Source organism: Streptomyces sp. URMC 127 (assembly GCF_051386535.1).
Classification (GTDB): domain Bacteria; phylum Actinomycetota; class Actinomycetes; order Streptomycetales; family Streptomycetaceae; genus Streptomyces.
Genome location: NZ_JBPQTW010000086.1, coordinates 1 through 18,717 on the forward strand (window position 1 = coordinate 1; position 18,717 = coordinate 18,717).

At 69.1% G+C, this 18,717-nt stretch carries 13 protein-coding genes and 1 pseudogene; 8 read left to right on the plus strand and 6 right to left on the minus strand.

Going from position 1 to position 18,717, the window contains the following annotated elements:
• The first annotated feature begins 544 nt into the window (after positions 1–544).
• The 3 genes and pseudogenes from ACSNOH_RS18465 to ACSNOH_RS18475 form a co-directional block, all read left to right on the plus strand.
• Complete coding sequence (locus ACSNOH_RS18465; protein WP_436722479.1) at positions 545–2,938, plus strand: Helicase associated domain protein; 2,394 nt, start codon at positions 545–547, stop codon at positions 2,936–2,938.
• Between the two features lie 538 nt (positions 2,939–3,476).
• Positions 3,477–3,974 (plus strand): NUDIX domain-containing protein, encoded by a 498-nt coding sequence (locus ACSNOH_RS18470; protein WP_436722459.1) that lies wholly within the window; start codon positions 3,477–3,479, stop codon positions 3,972–3,974.
• Between the two features lie 93 nt (positions 3,975–4,067).
• Positions 4,068–4,577, plus strand: a pseudogene (locus tag ACSNOH_RS18475) (IS982 family transposase); the annotation flags it as partial.
• 339 nt (positions 4,578–4,916) lie between these two features.
• Here the strand turns inward: ACSNOH_RS18475 and ACSNOH_RS18480 are convergent.
• Positions 4,917–5,600: an adenosylcobinamide amidohydrolase gene (locus tag ACSNOH_RS18480; RefSeq protein WP_436722460.1), complete on the minus strand. Its 684-nt coding sequence runs from the start codon at positions 5,598–5,600 to the stop codon at positions 4,917–4,919.
• A 557-nt stretch (positions 5,601–6,157) separates the two neighbouring features.
• Between ACSNOH_RS18480 and ACSNOH_RS18485 the strand changes: the two genes are divergently transcribed.
• Positions 6,158–6,283, plus strand: coding sequence for a hypothetical protein (locus tag ACSNOH_RS18485; RefSeq protein ID WP_436722461.1), 126 nt, complete (start codon positions 6,158–6,160; stop codon positions 6,281–6,283).
• 485 nt (positions 6,284–6,768) lie between these two features.
• Entirely contained in the window at positions 6,769–7,299 is a 531-nt protein-coding gene (locus ACSNOH_RS18490; protein ID WP_436722462.1) for a hypothetical protein, read from the plus strand.
• Here the strand turns inward: ACSNOH_RS18490 and ACSNOH_RS18495 are convergent.
• A complete protein-coding gene (locus tag ACSNOH_RS18495) occupies positions 7,256–8,047 on the minus strand; it encodes an IS5 family transposase (RefSeq protein ID WP_436722463.1) in 792 nt (263 codons plus the stop codon). The genes ACSNOH_RS18490 and ACSNOH_RS18495 overlap by 44 nt on opposite strands.
• Before the next feature lie 315 nt (positions 8,048–8,362).
• Here ACSNOH_RS18495 and ACSNOH_RS18500 point away from each other — a divergent pair, with 315 nt between their 5' ends.
• Positions 8,363–9,127, plus strand: coding sequence for a class I SAM-dependent methyltransferase (locus ACSNOH_RS18500; protein WP_436722464.1), 765 nt, complete (start codon positions 8,363–8,365; stop codon positions 9,125–9,127).
• A gap of 1,415 nt (positions 9,128–10,542) precedes the next feature.
• On the opposite strand, the gene ACSNOH_RS18505 is transcribed toward ACSNOH_RS18500, so the two are convergent.
• The 4 genes from ACSNOH_RS18505 to ACSNOH_RS18520 form a co-directional block, all read right to left on the minus strand.
• Positions 10,543–12,621, minus strand: a complete 2,079-nt coding sequence (locus tag ACSNOH_RS18505; RefSeq protein WP_436722465.1) for a hypothetical protein — start codon at positions 12,619–12,621, stop codon at positions 10,543–10,545.
• A 37-nt stretch (positions 12,622–12,658) separates the two neighbouring features.
• Positions 12,659–14,641, minus strand: coding sequence for a hypothetical protein (locus tag ACSNOH_RS18510; protein ID WP_436722466.1), 1,983 nt, complete (start codon positions 14,639–14,641; stop codon positions 12,659–12,661).
• Positions 14,638–15,342: a hypothetical protein gene (locus ACSNOH_RS18515; RefSeq protein ID WP_436722467.1), complete on the minus strand. Its 705-nt coding sequence runs from the start codon at positions 15,340–15,342 to the stop codon at positions 14,638–14,640. The genes ACSNOH_RS18510 and ACSNOH_RS18515 overlap by 4 nt, the downstream gene beginning before the upstream one ends.
• 1,003 nt (positions 15,343–16,345) lie before the next feature.
• Positions 16,346–17,152 carry an alpha/beta fold hydrolase gene (locus ACSNOH_RS18520; protein WP_436722468.1) on the minus strand — a complete coding sequence of 269 codons (807 nt, stop codon included), beginning with the start codon at positions 17,150–17,152 and terminating at the stop codon, positions 16,346–16,348.
• Positions 17,153–17,293: 141 nt separating this feature from the next.
• Between ACSNOH_RS18520 and ACSNOH_RS18525 the strand changes: the two genes are divergently transcribed.
• Both ACSNOH_RS18525 and ACSNOH_RS18530 read left to right on the plus strand, forming a co-directional pair.
• Positions 17,294–17,800, plus strand: a complete 507-nt coding sequence (locus ACSNOH_RS18525; RefSeq protein WP_436722469.1) for a MarR family winged helix-turn-helix transcriptional regulator — start codon at positions 17,294–17,296, stop codon at positions 17,798–17,800.
• Positions 17,797–18,252, plus strand: coding sequence for a MarR family transcriptional regulator (locus tag ACSNOH_RS18530; protein ID WP_436722470.1), 456 nt, complete (start codon positions 17,797–17,799; stop codon positions 18,250–18,252). Before ACSNOH_RS18525 ends, ACSNOH_RS18530 begins: the two co-directional genes overlap by 4 nt.
• Positions 18,253–18,717 lie beyond the last annotated feature (465 nt).

Below are 18,717 nucleotides of genomic sequence, written 5' to 3' on the forward strand. Positions count from 1 at the left end.
GCGGGGAATGCCCCGATAAATCGGGGCATAGCGAATGACTCCGCTGACGCTCCGTCAAATTCCTGCGCAAGCGCAGGAATAGAATTCCGCATGCGGAATTCTAGCAGGGAATCAATTCCCGCATGCGGGAATTGATAGATTTTCCGCAAGCGGAAAATCCGGGCTGGCAGCAAAGAGGGGGTGCATCGCGTGCGGGCCTGTGTAGCGTCTGGGAATCCTAGCCGGTACTCCACCACGGGACTGACAGGGCGTCAACTCCAGTCGGTACATCGGGCCTGGTGACGGGCTCCGCTGCGCTCCACCCGAAACCTACCCAGCCACGCCCGATCAACAGCCACCAGCATACACGCCGGCATGCCGACGCGGGTGCAGATCAGCCATTCATTACCTTGGAAGACGAACCTGCATCAGGACTCGTGCATCACTGTCATCCTCTGTGTAGAGTCTGGGATCATGCACCACCACCCCGGGTCATCTTCACCGCCTCGGAACTTCCCGTTCTGATTGCTCGCCATATTCGCGAAGGAGCCTTCCCTCTGTGGTCATGAAGCGTAGCGATCTACGCCCGCACCAGATCGAAACCATCGACGCCATTAAACGTGGTCTCGACGCACCGCCCGGAGGCATCCCGGCTAACGGCCTGCGGGGACAGGTGATTTCGGCGTGCGGTACCGGCAAGACCATCACCGCGGCTTTCGCTGCCCGCGAGATGCTGCCGAAGGGCCGGATCCTGGTGCTCGTGCCGACGCTGGACCTCCTGGCGCAGACGGTCAAGGAGTGGCACCGGGTGGGGCATCGGGGACCGGCGGTTGCCGTCTGTTCTCTCCAGGACGACCCGGACCTGTGGAACCTCAAGGTCAGGTGCACCACCAACCCCGTGCGGCTGGCCATGTGGCACGGCACGGGCCCATGCGTCATCTTCGCCACCTACGCCAGCCTCGGCGTCCTGGCCGAAGCCTTCGAGGGGCTCTACGGACAGCAGCTTGCACCGCTCGACCTCGTGGTGGTCGATGAGGCGCACCGGACGTCGGGGTCGATGGGGAAGGCGTGGGCGGCTATCCACGATCAGGGGGTCTTCCCGGCGGCGCGCCGGCTGTACCTGACGGCGACGCCGCGTATCTGGCAGGAGCGGCCCCCGCACTGGGACGTGAGGGAGGGGGCCCGGGACGCGCTGCCGGCGGAGATGGCAGCCTCCATGGATGACGAGACCGTCTTCGGGCCGGTCCTGTACAAGCTGTCGCTCGCCTCGGCGGTCTCCCGCGGCCTGCTCGCCCGCTACCAGATCATCGTGATGGAGCTCCAGGACCCCGAGGTCACGCCAGAACGGCTGATGGGTGAGGACCGGGGCAGCGAAGAGGTGCGCGGGGAGCGGCTCGGAGCGCTGCACGCCGCGCTGCTGCGGATGATGGCGGAGCACCGGCTGAACACGTGCATTACCTTTCACCACCGGACGATGGAGGCGCAGGCGTACGCAGAGGGCCTGGGGGCCGTGGCGGCGAAGCTGCACGCTGACCAGCCGGAGACCTACCCGGCACGGGTCTGGGCGAACTGGCTGTGCGGGGAACACCCCGCCGAGCACCGACGGGAGGTCCTCGGCTCCTTCGGCACCACCGCACGACGGGCAGTGCTATCGAATTGTCGCGTTTTGGGGGAAGGTGTCGACATCCGGGCTGTGGACTCCGTCGCGCTCCTCGATCCGAAGGGCGCCCCCCACGACATCGTGCAGGCGATCGGCCGGGCCCTTCGGCAGAAGCCCGGGGAAGGGAAACTGGCATCGCTGATCGTGCCGGTCTTTCTGCAGCCTGGTGAGCAGCCGGAGGACATGTTCACCTCCGCCTCCTACCGGCCCCTGGTAAAGGCTCTGGAGGGGCTGCGGGCTCACGACGAAGAGGCCGTTGAATTGCTTGCTATTCCCCAGGAGCCGCAGAAGGACGTTGCGCAGCCTTCCGTGTATATCGGTCCGGAGCCGGAAGAGGGTGAGGAGAAATCCCGCCTACTGCTCCGTTTCGCTGCTCCTCGAGACCCGGTGATGGTCGCAGAGTGGGTGTCCTTCAACGTGATCGACACTGAGCGGCAGGACTGGGCCCGCGGCTGGGCGAAGCTCAAGGCGTTCACCGAACGTGAGGGCCACGCCCGGGTGCCATACGGGCACAAAGAGGGCGCGTACCCGCTGGGGCAGTGGATCGCGGAGCAGCGACGGGCTTACGGGGCGGGGCAGATGACCGGAGCCCGGGCGCGCCGGCTGGAGAAGCTGGGGATGGTCTGGTCCCTGGTTGACGAACGGTTCCAGGAAAACCTCGAAGCCGCGAAGGCGTACTACGAGGAGCACTGGACCCTGTGCGCCCCGCGGACCGCAACGGCGCTCGACCGGCCATTGGGACAGTGGCTGTCCAATCTCCGCCGGCCCGGGGCCCTGGACGGACACCCGGAATGGGAGGCGGCGCTGCGCGAGATCGATCCGGACTGGAACCCGGCCTGGCCCGCCGACTGGCAACGCCACTACGCCGCCGTACGCGAGCTGCTCGCCGAGGAAGCCGGGCTGGCCGAGCTGCAGCCGGGGATCACCGTCCACGGGATGGACGTCGGACGATGGCTCGCCCGGCAACGTCGCCATGCCGTCTGGCAGGCTCTGACGGAGGGGCAGCGCGAGCGTCTGGAGCAGCTCGGCGTCGTACCGCTCCCGCAGGAGCAGGAGGTGCCCGAGAAACCGTCCACAGCGCGCCTGAGCGCCTTCGAGCGAGGCGTAGCGGCCCTGCAGCAGTACAAGACTCGCACGGGCTCTGTGACGGTCTCCCGGGCCCACGTAGAGCATCTGGAAGACGGCACCGAGGTCAAACTCGGGGTGTGGATCATGAACCAGAAAAGCCGGCGCGCCAAGCTCAACACGGACAAACTCCAAGCACTGGCCACCCTCGGACTCGAATGGGCCACATCCTGACACGGCCGGACGGACCCCGGGCGCTGCGTACGGCCCGGGGTTCCTTCGCTGTCCCGGGGCCTGCCGCATCGCACGGGAGTGCGTATATCCCCTGGGACCCCGGCCCGCCCCCTGCAGACCAGCACCGGGCGCCTTGGAGGGGGTCCAACCACTCGCAGGGGGCTTACACACGAAAGCGACGCAGGCTCACCGCCGGGCCCCTGGGCCTCCCGAGCACATGCTTCTCCCCTTGGGCGGCCTGCTCGACCTCAGCGAGACGCGAGATCTCGTCCCTACGGTGTATGCAGCAGGTTCGTCGGGATGCTGGGAGCGGCTGCCGGGTCTTTTGCGTAGCAGCGGCTGATGTCGTCGAAACGGTAGGGGCCGACCTTGGCGCAGGGCTGGTAGCCGCTGGAGTTGTAGAGGGCGATGGCCTGGCGGCAGCTTGATGCCGGTTGCTGACAACTCGCCCGCGCTGAGCCCGGTGGTCGTGGCCGCTGCCTAGTTGATCGATTCCAAGGGGTCGTGCAGGTCGTCAGTAGTTGGATAGCCTGCCGGGATGTCCTCGGTGAACCTGCGTCACTCAGTCCGTGGGGTCATCCTCGATGAGGGCGACCGCATCCTGCTGTGCCGCTTCGCTATTCCCGAGCCGACCGGCACGGTGGGTGTGTGGGCGGCTCCCGGTGGCGGTATCGAGCACGGCGAGACGCCGCTTGCCGCGCTCCGTCGCGAGTTGCACGAAGAGGTAGGGCTGGCCGTCGATGCGGACCCGCCACATGTGTGGCACCAGCAGGTCGTCGCCCCCGGACACGCGGCAGGCTACGACGGAGTGGTCAACGACTATTTCCTTGTCCGCACCGCATCGTTCACTCCACGCGGAGCGATGTCCGACGACGAACTCGCAGCTGAGAACATCGATGGCTTCCGCTGGTGGCGCCTTCGAGATATCGCGGACTACCGCGGCTCCGAACTGTTCTCACCCCGCGACCTCGCCACACCGTTGGCGGCGCTGATCGCCGAAGGCGTTCCGGCCACACCGGTGCCCCTCGGCCTGTGAGCCTCGCACCCGACGCTCGGACGCCGCCCCGGCCGCCGACGGGAACGTGCAGATCGCCTGCACAGCTGAGGCGAGGGCGCCCAACGGTCGTGTGTGAAGACAGAGCTGGACTCCCCCGCGACCGCACTGTATGTGAAGACCGGCGACCTGCTGAAGGACTCACCCCATCTCGCACCATGGCGGCCAGCCGTGGGGGTCGCCCCGAAACTCACCGACGCCGAACTGGTCACCCTGGCGATGATGCAGGCCATGCCCGGCCTCGCCTCCGAGGCCCGGTGGCTCCGCCACGCCCGTTCCCACCTGCGGAATCTCTTCCCGTACCTGCCCCAGCAGCCCGGCTGCAACAAGCGTCTCCGCAAGGCCGCCGACCTGCTCCGCAAGGTCACCCGGCTGCCGGCCACCGACACCGCGTGTGGAGCAACTCCGTATGAGTCGTGGACTCCACGCCGGTTGAATGCGGCCGTTCACGCGAGACCGTAAAACGTTCCGACCTGGCCGGATGGGCCGAGTACGGCTACTGCGCCAGCCACAGCCGCTTCTTCTGGGGCCTGCGCCTGCATGGTGTGCACCCTCCAGGTCCTGCCCATCGCCTTCGCCCTGACCACCCCCATCTGGCACAACGACCACACTCCGACAGCCCGTCCTGCGCTCACCGACCGCCTACGATCACTGACCCCTTGGAATCGATCATCCGGAGCACGGCCGGCTCCGGGGCGGGGCCGACGCCGGCGAAGTGCCCCAGCCCCGCCTGGTGCACCGCCCGCAGCCCGCCCCGGCCGGAGCGCTCCCGTCCGCACCCGGCAGGTCCGCCGCGGCGCGGCGCGCAGACACCCCGGGTGCCCTCGCAGGCCCCCGGCCGGGGCCGCGGGGGCCCTGCGCGGCCAGAGTCCTGCGACGTCGGACCGCCACGCCTGTCATCTCCGCGCAGGAGCCCCCGGGGCGTCACACAGGCGCAGGCAGGGCGGCGTGGACGGCTCGGTGTACGGAGCGGGCCAGGCGGGCGCCCCACAGGGAGCGGGTCCCGGCGAAGGCGTGAACCTCCCCGCCCGGCTGTGGCGTCCGTGCGGCGATGCACACGGCGTCGGTGGGCGTGCCCGAGCAGTCGTACCCCGCATCCAGCAGCGCCTGCACCTTGGCTTCGGTGACAGTGAGCACCGCGTTGACCAGAGCGGCGTCCGTCAGCGCCACCGGGAGGGCGGCGACAATGTTGATCGTTCCAGGACCGGCAGGTCCCACGGTGCCCTGCGTGGGGGAGGCGGCCCATCCGCGCACCGTGACGCCGGCGGTCGCGACCGCCTCCGTCCCGCCGTCGCACGCATGGCCGTAGGCGGAGACATCGGCTGCCGTCATCAGCCCCACTCCCTCGCCTTCGGCCCCTGCCATCAGCGCGAGGTCCGCCAGATGCCGGGCAGGATCGGGACGCCGGTAACCATGGGACACCTGGGCGTTGAGGACCCAGGCACGCTCAGCCAGCCCCCCACCGAGAACCGCGCTGCTGATCATCCGCCAGCCCGGGCCGGCCGCCCACAACAGCGCCTCCAGATGCTCGCCCTCCTCCAGACGCGTCAAGCGCTGCACAGGCAGCAGACCAGCAGCGGAGCGAGGCGGCGGGATGACGGCGGGCACCGGGGCAGAACTCCTTGTAGAACGGGCACTGGTGATCGTACGCCGGAGCGGTGAGCGGACAGGGGCATCTCCTGGTCCGCGGACAGCCGGTTCCCGTTCTACGGACAAGCCCGCCCTGGCTTCTCGTCACCGGAGGATCCATCGCGGATTCCGGACCGGCAGGTCGCCGGCGCCGGCGACGGCCTGGTCGTGCCGGTGGAGTTCCTGATTGGTGAACAGGCCGAGCCGTACGGAACGTTGACCGATACGCCCGCGCACCCGGTGCGGTGCGGTTCTGCAGGATCGCGCAGAAGCCCTCCCCTGGTCGGGAGAGCTGCCGGCGGCTACACGCTGAGGACGCCTGTCCCGGTGCTCTCCTCGTGCACCGCCTTCACCATGCTGGCCGCTGCCTCGCTCACCGCCCACACATGCACCCTGTCCTGCCGCTGCGAGAACGGGTCCCCGGGTCCCCGTGGCCGGCAGCGGAGGAGCCCGTAACGGTACGCGAGGCAATTGATCACCCACTGCGCCCAGCGGGCAACCGCCCTCGCCCTCGCGGCGCACGACTGCCGGGTGGGGTGAGCGAGGCAATACCCCTCGGCGAGACGGCCACCGGATACGCGCAGGCCCTTCACGCCCTCGCCGGTGCGGACACTGCCGGAGGCGATGAGCGCGGTGAGCTGCTGCGCAAGCGCCTCGCCTAGGTCCGCCGACCGCGGGTCGAGCAGCCCGGTCGCGGTCAGCAACTCCGCGGAGACGATCGGAGACGATCCCGCGTGCCCGCGCGGGCCGGGACGTGCCTGCCAGGCGTGCCCCCGGTCGACGGCCGGACAAGGGCAGGCGCAGGCGGGCATGGCGGCACCGCTCGTGCGCCAGCGCCGGCTCCTCCGACAGGTAGACGCGAAGGGCGGCGCTGCAGACGCCGTCAGCGAGGACCATGGGCGAGCACGTGTTCCCGTGGGTACAGGTGCCCCAGCCGGCATGAGGGAGAGACAGGTCTCCCTCATGCCCGTATTCCGTCAGCCGCTCTGCCTCCCACAGCCGCCAGGCTTCCAGACCCTTGCCCGGAGTGTGTAAGTGGTTGTTGTCTTTCCGGTCTTGATGGCTGTGTTTCCGCTGGTCGGGCATAGGGTCGGCGGTCCCATGGCAGTGGTGACGTGTCGTGTCGTCGCTCGGGTGGAGGTCGGGGATGTCGTCGGTCGTGGGGCTGCTGGAACAGCGTGAGCTCACTGCTCGCCGTCGTGTGGACGAGCTGCGGGAGGAGGCTGACCGTATCCACGCCGAGCTGGTCGTGGCCGAGCGGGAGTGGAACGAGTGGGTCATCGCCCGCTCGCGCGTGGGCGAGGTGCCGGCCCCGGACGACGACGCCGCGTCCGAGGACCAGCGCCGTCCCGACGAACAGGCGGTTCGTCTCGAGCCGGCGGAGGCAGCGAAGCCGAAGTCCGTGGTGCCGATGTGGCGTGCGGGACTGTCCTGGTCGGCGTTGTCAGTGGACTGCCAGCGCATCCTGCAGGCGCTCGCGGACCGGAACCGGCTCGGTCAAGGACCGTTGACCTGCCAGGAGATGGTCGCCTGCTTCGGCCTGGACCCGGTGCCCGGGAAGGTGGAAGCGCTGCGGTCGAAGGCGAAGCGGCTGGTGGCCCGGGGCTGGCTGGTCGAGTCGGCGCCGGGCCGATTCACGCTCGCGACAGGCGTGGCCGGGCAAGCCGCCGGGTCATGAGCATTGTCATCGACCAGTAGACCATCGCCTCCGCGCTGCTGGTGGAGCGCTCGAAGTCGCGCACGAGGCGGCGGCTTCGCATCAGGTGGGCGAAGAACCTCTCCACGATCCACCTCTTCGGCAGCACCACGAAGCCGCGCATGTCGTCGCTGCGTTTCACGATCGAGAGGACCACGGCGAAGACGGCGAGGCTGTGCTCGACGAGGCTGCCGGTGTAGCCGCCGTCGGCCCAGACAAGGGCCAGCAGGTGGCGGGAGGCGGCGACTTGGGCGAGCAGCACCTGGGCGACGGCGCGGTCGCCGACATCCGCTGCGGTGACCATGACCGCGAGCAGCAGGCCGAGCGTGTCGACCACGACGTGCCGCTTGCGGCCGTTGATCAGCTTGCCGCCGTCGAAGCCGCGGCTGTCGGATCCGACCACCGCGTCGGCCTTGACCGACTGGGAGTCGATCACCCCGGCGCTCGGCTCCGCATCACGGCCTTCCTGCTCGCGGACCTGGCGGCGGAGCCGGTCGTGGAACTCGCGGACCAGGCCGTGGTCGCGCCAGCGTCGGAAGAACGCGTAGACCCGGTCCCACGGCGGGAAGTCGGCCGGGATGGCCCGCCACTTCGTTCCGTTGTCGACCAGGTAGCGGATTGCGTCCAGTGTCGCTCGGTGGCAGTAAGCCTCCGGCTGGCCGCCCCGGCCCCGCAGCCAGCCTGGCACCGGCAGCAGCGGCCGCACCACCGCCCACTCCGCGTCGGACATGTCGGTCCGGTAGCGGCGCTCGCGCACGCCGTGGTCACCGGCGTTCCCGAACCTGTGAGCCAGGCAGTCACACGCAGGAGTGACCGAAGTGGACCCCGACTCCGCAGTGCCGTAACAATGCGACAGCGGGGCCTACTGGATGGCTTGTTGGCGTAGACACCCTTCGAGCTACCACGAGGCCCTGCTTTCATGCGCGGAAGCCGTGGCAGTCATCCGATCGAGACTCTCACCCGGCCGATATCGCTCACGACCGGAAGGTCAAGCCGCTGTGTATTGCCCAGCGCTGTCTGCCCAGGTCGTGCCAGGATGCTTGGCATGTCTGCTCGTGCACTGAGCTTCGGCGCAATCGCGGAAGCCTATGAACGGTTCCGGCCGGGGTACCCCAAAGAGCTCCTCGACTTGGTGATGACGTACGCGGGCCGGCCGGTTCGGACGGCCCTGGAGATCGGTGCAGGGACAGGAAAAGCAACCCGCTTGTTCGCTGAGCATGGGGTCACGGTCACGGCGACGGAGCCGGACCCCGCCATGCTCGCCGAACTGAACAAGGCGGCGCCAGCGAACGTGACGACCGTACGGGCCGCGTTCGAGGACCTGCGGTCAGGCGAAACCTACGGGCTGGTCTATGCGGCGGCAGCCCTGCATTGGACGCGCCCGGAGGATCGGTGGTCAAGAGTGGCCGAGCTACTGGAACCAGCGGGTGTTTTTGCCTCATTCGGCGGCCCGGTGCAGCTGGCCGACCCGGCAGTCGAGGAGTCTGTGCGTACGGCACGAGCACCGTACCTGGAAAGCGACGAGGTTCCATCGCCCGACGGGACGGCTCCGGATGAGGCGATGCAGTGGCCGGGTACGGAGCTGCAACGGTCCCCCTTCTTCGTCGACGTTCAGCAGGCCATCGTCAAGCGGCGCTTGACGATGAGCGCTCCTGACTACGTTGACTACCTGTCGACCGTCTCGGCTTATCTCCAACTGCCGCAATCGAGGCGGCAGCAGGCGTACGACGCGATCACGGGGGGCCTGCCCGAGACAGTCGAGATCGCCGCCGACATCATCGTCCATCTCGCGCGTCGGCGAGCCGAGTAGAGGCGGTACTCCTCCTCGGGCCACGGCGAGCCCCACGCGACCCGCCTGCGCCAAGACCATCACCTACGCAGCCTTCTCATGCCCGGCACCCATCACGGCCACCCGAGAATGAGACTTCCGTTCGAGCGACGCCGCTCAAGATCGGAACTACAACAGCCACTAAGACAAGTCGGCCGTGACCTTTCCACACCCGCACCACGACCCGGCCCTCACCGGCGCTGCCCAGGCACAGGCCCCGGGGACTGCCGTCACGACCGACTCCCGGCCCGGCACCCCGTGGACCGGGGGGGGCAGGAGGGGGATCACCATCATCCAGGCGAAGACGACAGGCTTCGGAGCCAGATCCATGCAGGTCGCTCCCGGGAACGCAGCGGAAACCTCGGCGAGCCGCGCATCCTGGTCCCCGCCTCGAACTCCTGCATAAGCCGGGCCTCCAGACGCTGCCGACCCGAGCCCCCCGGAACCTCCGTTTGCCGGCGAGCGTGGCCGGCTTGTCAGGGAGAAGAGGGCATGGCAGGGGACGAACAGCCTCCCCAGCCCCCCAGCAGCAGCGGGCATCGAAAGCATGGCATGAAGGCTTGCTTGCTTTCGATTCCTAAGGGACCTGACAGGGCCCGGCCCCCGCCGTCTTCCCTGGCGAGCCGTGGCAGCGGCCCCGACCCCGCCCAGCCGCGGCAGGCCGGACCCGCCGCTCACCATGCGGGCAGGACGGCCAGGGGTCGCCCGGAAGCGACGGCGCCTCTTCCCTCCTCGGCTGGTGCACGGGGACGAGGCGGCGGCGAACGGCGCCCAGGGCCATACTGAAGACCACCCCGGCACCACGCAGCTGGTGTTCCACAGCAAGAAGCAGAAGGACTGGGTGACTCTGGCCCAAGGAGGCCCCCGACGACGTCCTGGACGACTGGCTCAAGTGGGCCATGGAGGTCACCGCAGATCTCCCGCCCACGTCACCCCGACCGCCGGTCACTTGCGGCCCCGAGGGCCGGTGTTCACCGGTTCTGGGCGGTGAGGACGTGGGCGGCGCGGAGCAGGCGTTGTCCCATCTGTTCCAGGTGAGGCCGAGGTCAGGGGTGCCGTGGATGGTGTCCCCGGGCCGAGGTCGATGCCCAGGAGCTGCCAGGCGATGTGGCGGGCGTTGTTCCCGACCAGGTGCGCGGACCTGCGCCTCCTCCTTGCGCTCGCGCTCTGCTCGCTGCCGCTCAGCGCTCGCAAAGGCATCCGCCCGGAGGCGGGTTGCTCGTATCTCGTCATCAAGACCACCCATACCCGGCAGCGTATCGGCGCGGACTGACAGGGAGAACAGAGCCAGTTGGCGGCGTCGTGCCTGCAGGTCAGGAGTGCGCGCTTGGTCCCCGGGCCTGCCCGCCGCCCCTGGCACCTGCGAAGGCCCGGTCGAGCTGGTGGGATGCCTCGACTCACTTGCGGGAGAAGGCGGAGGGCGTGGTGCGGTTGCCGGCGACGATGCCTACGACGATCGCACGGTCTGTTGAAGCGTTGCGGGGCCGGTGGGTGGTGGTCCAGGCGACCTCATCGACGCGCAGGTTGCCTTGTGTGTCGTCCTTGGGGGTGAGGTCCAGGACGAGGAGTTGTCCGAAGGGGGCGTTGGTGTTGCTGTACTCGGCGGCCTGGGTGAGGTATCGGCTTTCGAGGTACTGGGGATCGTTGTCGGTTGCGTCCTGTTTGATCTCGGTGAGGTAGCGTAGGGAGCCGAAGTGTGCCATGACATCGGCGCGCCCCATGGCCACGTCGACGGGTTCAATGAGGACGACGTTGTGCAGCGGCCCCGTCTGGAGCCACTGCTGGAAGTCGCGTTGCAGGTCGGCTTCGACGGGTTTGCGGTCTCCCTCAGGTTTGCGCCGGTAGTCGAAGGGGGCCGGCTCGCCCCTCTTGGTTGAGCCGACCAGATTGGTGCGCGTGAGGTCAGAGCGACTTTTGAGGAAGCGGAGAGTCTGCTCGACCAGCACGGAGAAGGTCTGACGGACTTCCCCGGTGAACGAGGGTTGGGCGGACAGCTCGGCCACGAGCCGGTCGAGTGTGGGCACGATGAGCGGGTCGGTGGCTTTGAGCCGGGCGACGTCACTGTCGTGAGCCAAGCCCTCCAGCATGAGGAGCTGCTGGTCATCGAGTGTGCTGGCGATGCTTAGGGCTTGGTCTTTGAGCTGGAGGAGCAGGGTGGGTGCGAGGCGTTGCAGGCGGGGGAGGGCTGCTCCGCCGGGGGCGTCGTCATCGCTGCCGTCGTCGGCGGCGTTGGAGGCGGTGGCAGAGCTCGTCTCGCGCTGGGCTGCGGTTTCGAGCGCGGTGAGCAGGGCGCTGGCGGTTGCGGTATCGAAGCTGCGGGCGGCGTGCTGGTCCGTTTCCTGGGTGGCGCGGCGCAGTTGTGCCAGGAAGGCCTGCTGGCGCAGGAAGCCGTCTTCGATCGCGGGCTGGACCAATAGGACCAAACCCTGGCCGGTGTCGCCTGCCAGGGGGCAGACAGTGCGGGCGGCGCTGTAGGCGGCGAGGACGGTGTCGAGGGCTTGCCAGGCGTCCATCCAGGCGTCGTCTTGGAGGGTGGTGGCCGCGGCGCGTAGTTGGAGGACGAGGTGGTGCCAGGCGATTTCTGCTGAGCGGCGCGGTTGAAGCCATTCGGGCTGGTGGGTGCGGTGGAGCCAGGCCTGGCGCTGGTCCAGGGTGTCGGCGATCTGGTCGGCGGCGTGGTTGATGGCTGCTGCGTCTGCCCGGCCGAAGGCGAGGATGGCGTCGCAGACCGCTGCGTAGGTGAGGGCGTCGTGGCGGGCTTCTTCGGCCTGGGCGGCGGTCTCGAACTGATGGCGGGCCTGGACTAGGTGGGTGGTGACGGTGCCGATGTCCTGGGAGGACAGGGCGCAGCGCAGCAGGTCGCAGCCGAGTTCGAACATCGCGTCCACGTCGGTGGCTTCGTCGTGGGTGAGTTGCTGCAGCAGGGTGCGTACCGTGTCAGCGAAAGTGTCCTCACCCGCCCAGCGGTCGAGGGTGAGGCCGAGGAGGCGGGGCAGGCGTTCGAGGAAGTCTTCGGGGCCGTCGGTCGGCACGTCCTCGAGCGTCTGCCACAGCTTGAAGGGGGTGACCGCTTCGGCGACCGCCAGGCGTACGGCGGCTTCGAGGCGGGCGGCGGCCAGGAGCGGTTCGGCCTCGATGCGGTCAGGCAGTCTGTCCAGCAGGGCTGCGGTCAGGGACTTGCCCAGTGCCTTGGCGGCCGCGGGGCTGTGGAGGAGGGCGTCCATAGTTGCGGTGAGGTGCAGGACGCTGCGCTGTGCGACGAGTCCTTCAGGAAGTGCGGTGGCTGCGGGCTGCCACTGGGTGTCGCTGCGGTTGTATGCGTCGGCAACGGCTTCGGCGAGGTAGGGGGCGAAGGGGCCGGCGGCCACGTCGCCGGCCTGGCTGGCGACGGTGTCGGGGGCGAGGCCGAGGGCAGGGAAGGTGATGGGCTGGCCGTCTGCGGCCAGTTCGGTCAGCCGGTCGGCGAGTTGCGGCACGGCAGCCGTCCTTTCCTGCGTGCTCTCGGGTGCGGCATCACCATAGGGAAGCGCCGGGCTCGGCCTGCCGGATGCTGTCGGCGGGCAGAGCTGCGCGGGCCAGGTCGAAGTCAGCAGTGGTGATGACCACCTGCAGGTCGCTCTCGGCTGCAACGGTGGCCAGTTCCTTGAAGAGCTTATGGGCGTCGGCGGACTGCATCTCCTCGGACTTGGGGCTGTCGATCAGCAGCAGTCCGGGGTGGGTGGATACGCCGGTTGCCCGGCCGACCCGGAGCAGGGCAATGGCTACGGCGATACGCAGTCGCAGGCGTGCGCCGGCGGTCTGGTCGCTGAACCATTCCTGCTTGCTGCCGAGGGGAAAGATCTTCAGGCGGGCACTGCGGTCGATCGATACCGACTTAAGGGAAGGAACCCCGAACAGGGTCGCCAGCTCGGCGGTCTCCTCGTTGACTTCTTCGAACAGTGCCTCGGCGGCTGTCTTGCTGTCCTTCTCCAGCAGAGCAGCGGCAGCTCCCAGGACCTTGATGGCCTTGGCCTCGGTTTCGTCCAGGGCCGGTGCCTCGGGCTCGCGGTAGATGCTAAGTGCGCCTTCCAGCCGCAGCACGTTCTCCTGTGCGGCCAGGCGTGCGGGCAGGTCGGCGGCGGACTGGGCACGCCGCAGCTGCTCCTGCGCGCCCTCCAGTCGGCATGTCAAGCCATCGACGGTGCTCTCGGCCTGTTCAAGTACCTGCTTGGCTGCAGCTTCGGCGGCGGTACTCGTCTCCAGCCGCTGCTGTGCCTCGGCCTTGATTTCCTGCGGGTCTTCGTCGTCTCCGGTGACCTCGCGCGCGCACACCGCGCAGGTGTGGGCGTGCCGCTCCTGCTGGCGACGCGCGTCATCAATCTGCTGGTCGCAGCGGGGGCAGCTGGTGGGATTCAGACCGTGGAAGAGCAGGCGGGCGGCGGCGCTTTCGGTGACGTCATTGAGGAGCTTGGCGGCCTGCTGGCGTTCGGTGCGCGCCCGGCGGAAGACGCCCACGGCCTCGTCCCACGCGTCCTGCGCGTCAGCCAGCGCCCGGGCGAGCTGGACCGCGTCACGGGCCAGATCGGTCAGGGAGGCTTCCTCGCCGTCCCCGGGCAGCAGACGTGCCAGGGCCTCGCGGGCCTGTGCGAGATCGGTTTCCAGGCGTTCGCGGTCGGATGCACGTTCGGCTGCTTCGGCGGCCGCCGCCGCGCGGCGGGCCTTGTCCTCGGCGACGCGCACGTCGTGCACGGTCTTGACGCGGGTGAGGGCGGCTGCCGCGGGCAGGTCCAGGAAGACTTGCAGCAGACGGCCCGGCAGCCCGTTGGAGGTGACCTCGCCCAGCAGCGCCTTGTCGCCGCCGGCCGGCAGGTAGACCGCCCCGAAGTAGGCGGGCCACCCGTGGGTCTGGGTGCTGGTCTCCTTGAAGCTATTGACCAGGGGTTGCAGGTCCATCCGCCCCAGCATCAGGCCGGCGATCTGCTCCGCGTAGCTGTCGGTGCTGGAGGCTCGTAGCAGGGCGGTGATGCACCGGTCCGGTGCGGGGCCGCGGACGCCGGCCAGTGCGGCCGGGTCGGGGCCGGTCAGGACGACGGCCGCAGTGATCTCTCCGTCGGTGAGGTCCAGGCGGAACGCCATGGGTTCTCCCGCGACGGTCGCGTCCAGGTCGACGTGGTCCAGCCAGCTGCGGACACGGTTTTGCATCTCGCTGCGTGGTGTGCCGCGCAGGCACCACGTCAGCAGTTCCAACACCGATGTCTTGCCCCGGAAGTTCGAGGCGACCAACGCTGTCAGGCCTTCGGAGAAGGACAGGGTGGTGTCGAACGGGCCCGGCTCGATGTCCCCGGTGCGTTTCCCGGCCACCCGCAGCCGGTGCACCCGCAGTGACCGCGGGCGTGCCGGGGAGATGACCAGCGGCAGCCCATATGCGGCGAACACGTCGCGGACATCGTCGACCCTCACGCCCGCCTTGTCCGCGATGCGCGTCTCCAGCAGTCTCTCTTCCTGCACTGTGCTCATGCTCCCCCCGCTCCCTGTGCCTGCAGCTGCTGCCGGAAGGCCGCCAGCCGGTGGCGCGCCGGACCGCTGATCGACCCGATCCGGCTCCCCCGCGGCGTGTCGGCGTACTCGCGCGTCAGGTACTGCTGCTTCTTCAGTTCGCTTCCGCTCTTCTCCCCCACGAGCCGCAGGACGTCCTCGACGCGCTGCACGTAGTAGCCGAAATCCGGTTCCTGGCGGATGATCTCCCGGGCGACGTGGCGGCCGTGTTCCAGCAGGAAGTAGTCATGCTGACGCACCCGGTTGACCGTTCCCCGCCGCTTGCGGACCAGCAGCCCGGCGCTGCGCAGCACCGCCAGGGCGTCGTCCAGCCACTCGTAGGCACCGAAGTGGTGGCGCAGCATCGGATAGCGCCGCACCTCCGGCTCCTCGGAGTCCAGAATGCGGCCGGCGAGCTCCAGCAGCGCTTCCTCGGGCTCGTCCTCGTAGGCAGTCAGCAACTCGTTGGCCAGGTAGTCCGGATTACGCAGCCAAAAGTCCAGCTTCTGCAGCTTGACCTGCGTCCGCATCACACCCACAGCCCGCTCCAAGCCGGGGACGGCCTTCTCCGCCTTAGTGAGCGGCTCGCACGCCCCGTCGATCAACAGCAGCAGACGCACCGCGTCCTGCTCCCGGCTGGTCACCGCAAACCCTGGCCCCTGCCCCGCCCCCTCGTGGTCCATCGCGTCAGAGTAACCACCCGCACGCGGGCCTGACCATGGAGTGATGAGACGAAGTAGGAGTGCACGCGCGTACAGAAGCCCTTGACCCGCCAGGCAGGTCGGCGGCACGTGGCCGCCGGACCGGAGTAGCGGTCATACAGGCCCTGCATCCCATGGTTGCCACCCGCCCGATACACGGTGCGGGACCGGGACGGCGGATCCCAGCCCCGCACCGTGAGATTCGCGGTCGGCTCTGTCCCGACGCCCGTGGTGAACAGGCGGGAGCAGACGGCACCACGCCGGGGAGCGCACTGCGGGCATGCGAGCTGCCTGGCGAGAAAGAGTGACGGTGGTGGCCCGCTATCGGGCCAGCACCGCCGCTGCAGGCCCGGCGTCAACCGGTCTGCGGTATCCCTGGGTTGCTGCGGTTTGCCGCCAGTAGCACATCACCGTTGCGGGGCGCCGGCATCGGAAGTCGTCGGCGGCCCGCCCGTATGCCAGGGAGGCAGTCCAGCATGTCCACATCTCTTCGCCCCAGCCTTCCGGCCGCCGGCCCTGCAGTCTCCTTTCCGGCCGCCGCGGGCCAGACACCGGGTTGCGCCAGCCCAGGCCCGGCTCCGCACACCGTCCGGGCCCGGACACCCGAGACCGGGCGAAGTACGCTTTTCACGCAGAGTGCCAGAAAAGCGAACCGCAGGACGGCCCCCCTGACGGCCGTTCACGGACGGGCCGGTGCGATCCGTGCCCGGGACGGCGTGAGAGACCGTCAGCGGACCGCACCAGGTCAGGGTCGTGGGTCACGCCGGCGCGCACCTTCCCCGCCGCCGCATGGCCTCTCCCGCTCGGCCCCGGCAGCCAGGACCCGCCGCACCGGCTTGCCCACAACGCAATCGCCGACGGGGTCCGGTGAGGCATCCGAGACCGCGCTGCGCTACCACGGCGACCGCGAGCCCGGTGCCTCGCGAGGCACTGCACAACACTCCGGCCGCCGGCACGCTGTCGGCTGCCGGCTGCCCTCAGTTGCTCAGAGGGTGGCGAGGAAGTCCCGGACAGCGGCGGCGAAGAGGTCCGGCGCGGCCGTGTACACGAGGTGGTCGGCGTCCAGCTCGACTGCGACGGTGCGGGGACGACGGTCGGCCATGGCGGCGGCCTGCTCGGCAGGGATGACGCCCCGGGTGCCGCGGACCAGCAGGGCCGGGCAGTCGGTGGCCGTCCAGTCCGCCCAGTGGTCACCGTGGACCTGGTCCTCGGAGCGGTACATGTCCTGCGGGTGGAAGGGCAGTCGCCAGGTGCCGTCGGCGTTCTCGCGCAGGCGGTCCGCGAAGAACGGTGCGGCCTGGCCGAGCCCGTCGATCAGCGCCTGGCGGGTGGGGGCCTCGTAAGGCAGGTTCAGGAGGAAGCCGAACGGGTTGACGCCGTCCAAGCCGAGCGAGACCGGACCCTCGGCGTTGACCAGCGCACGGACGCGCCGGGGGTGGCGAGCGGCGAACTGGTAGGCGTTGATGGCGCCGAGGGAGTGGCCGAGCAGGACGACCTCTGTCAGTCCCAGGTGGTCGAGGAGGGCCTCGAGGTCGGCGAGGTAGCCCTCCCGCGCATAGTCGGCGGCGCGGTCGGACTCTCCCTGACCTCGCTGGTCCGGGGCGATCAGCCGCCACTGGGGCCCCAGCGCGGCGGCGAGGTGGGCGAAGGTGGCGCCTTCGGACAGGTGCCCGTGCAGGGCCACCAGCGGCCGGCCGGTGCCGCCGAAGTCCAGGTAGGAGAGCCGGCGGCCGTCGATGGACAGTTCGGCGCGGACGGCGGTGGCGGGCGTGGTCGTGGTGAGGTCGCTCATGTCGGGGTCCCCCTGGGTCGGTTCCGATCGGCCTTGATCGTTGCGGGCCGATACGAGAACCGTAGCGAAGATCAATACGCCTGTCTAATACGAATGTATAGAAGGTAGCCATGGACATAATATCCATGTACTGTGTCGATCATGAGCAACGGTTCGCCGGGCCCCACACCCGGTTTCCTGGTCTGGCGGCTCGCCAACAAGTGGCGCGTCGCAGTCGATCGCGCGGTGGCCCCGCTGGGCCTCACCCACGCGCAGTACTCGCTGGTCGTGTCACTGCACGGCATGCAGCGCGCCGGCAAGCGGCCCAGCCAGCGCCAACTCGCCGACCACACCGGCCTGGAGGCGCTGTACGTCTCCAAACTGGCCCGCGCGCTGGAGGCGGCGGGCCTGATCGAGCGCGCCCGCGACCCCCGCGACCCGCGCGCCGTCCGGCTCGCCCTCACCGAAGAGGGACAGACCGTCACACGGCAAGCCATCGCCGTGGTCCAGGACCTGCTCCAGCAGCTGCTGGAGCCGCTCGGCGGCCTCGATACGGCACGGACGCACGCGTTCACCGACGAGCTGACGACCCTGCTCGACGCACCTCTCGCCCCCTCCGCTCAACCCTCAGCACCGAACAACAAGAGCACCCAGGAGACAACCCCATGACCACCACCCCCACCGCCAACGCCCGCACCCTCGCCCACTACGCCGCCCGCAGCGTCCTGGAACAGCTCCTCGCCTGGCACGGCATGACATACGCTCAGCAGATCACCCTGCGCACCGCCGACACCGCCGACACCGCCGGCACCCCGCACACGCCGGACGACCTCGTCACCGAAGTCCAGCGATCCCTCAAAACCGACCCCGCCGACATCCGCGCCACACTCGACGAACTGCTGGGCAAGCAACTGCTCGTCACAGACGGAACACACCTGCGCCCCACCGACGCCGGACGCGAACTGACCGCCGCCATCGACACGGAGACTGCCCCCGTCACCGCCCGCATCTGGGACGGCATACCCACCGAAGACCTCGCCGCCACCGGCCGCGTCCTCGCCCTCGTCACCGAACGCGCAAACACCGAACTCACCACCGCAACCACCCCCCAGACGCACTGACCACAAGCGCCGCGAACAAACACAGACGCCCACCGAGCAGCCGGCCCCGGACCGTCCCCTCGCCCCGCACAATGACAACCCGCCAACCACCACCGACCGCATCCGGTAAACACTCCAGACCCACAGCCGACCACCACCCGGAAAACAAACAGACCACGCGTAACCTGCCGGGGAACCACTCTCATACACAGCCCACCCCCACACCCGCCGCCGCACTGCGGGCGAGGCGGTGGGAACCACACCCACGAGCGCGGGAAGCGCCTGCCCAGGCCGCATACCAGGACAGGCAGGCAGGGACCACCCCCCACGTATACGGCGAGCACCCGCGAACAGCAAAGCCGAAACGTCCAGAGTCGAGACCATCCCCACGAGCCCGGAGAACACGACGGCATCCCAGTCACCGCCATGAACACAACGGGAGCAACTGACCGCCCACCGAACGGTAGTCCGGGCCAGACCAACCCC

Coding starts and splice junctions, on each gene's coding strand:
- ACSNOH_RS18525 (WP_436722469.1), top strand. CDS start 17,294: ATGAGCAACGGTTCGCCGGGCCCCACACCCGGTTTCCTGGTCTGGCGG.
- ACSNOH_RS18510 (WP_436722466.1), bottom strand. CDS start 14,641: ATGAGCACAGTGCAGGAAGAGAGACTGCTGGAGACGCGCATCGCGGAC.
- ACSNOH_RS18515 (WP_436722467.1), bottom strand. CDS start 15,342: ATGGACCACGAGGGGGCGGGGCAGGGGCCAGGGTTTGCGGTGACCAGC.
- ACSNOH_RS18465 (WP_436722479.1), top strand. CDS start 545: ATGAAGCGTAGCGATCTACGCCCGCACCAGATCGAAACCATCGACGCC.
- ACSNOH_RS18495 (WP_436722463.1), bottom strand. CDS start 8,047: ATGTCCGACGCGGAGTGGGCGGTGGTGCGGCCGCTGCTGCCGGTGCCA.
- ACSNOH_RS18520 (WP_436722468.1), bottom strand. CDS start 17,152: ATGAGCGACCTCACCACGACCACGCCCGCCACCGCCGTCCGCGCCGAA.
- ACSNOH_RS18530 (WP_436722470.1), top strand. CDS start 17,797: ATGACCACCACCCCCACCGCCAACGCCCGCACCCTCGCCCACTACGCC.
- ACSNOH_RS18490 (WP_436722462.1), top strand. CDS start 6,769: ATGTCGTCGGTCGTGGGGCTGCTGGAACAGCGTGAGCTCACTGCTCGC.
- ACSNOH_RS18500 (WP_436722464.1), top strand. CDS start 8,363: ATGTCTGCTCGTGCACTGAGCTTCGGCGCAATCGCGGAAGCCTATGAA.
- ACSNOH_RS18470 (WP_436722459.1), top strand. CDS start 3,477: ATGTCCTCGGTGAACCTGCGTCACTCAGTCCGTGGGGTCATCCTCGAT.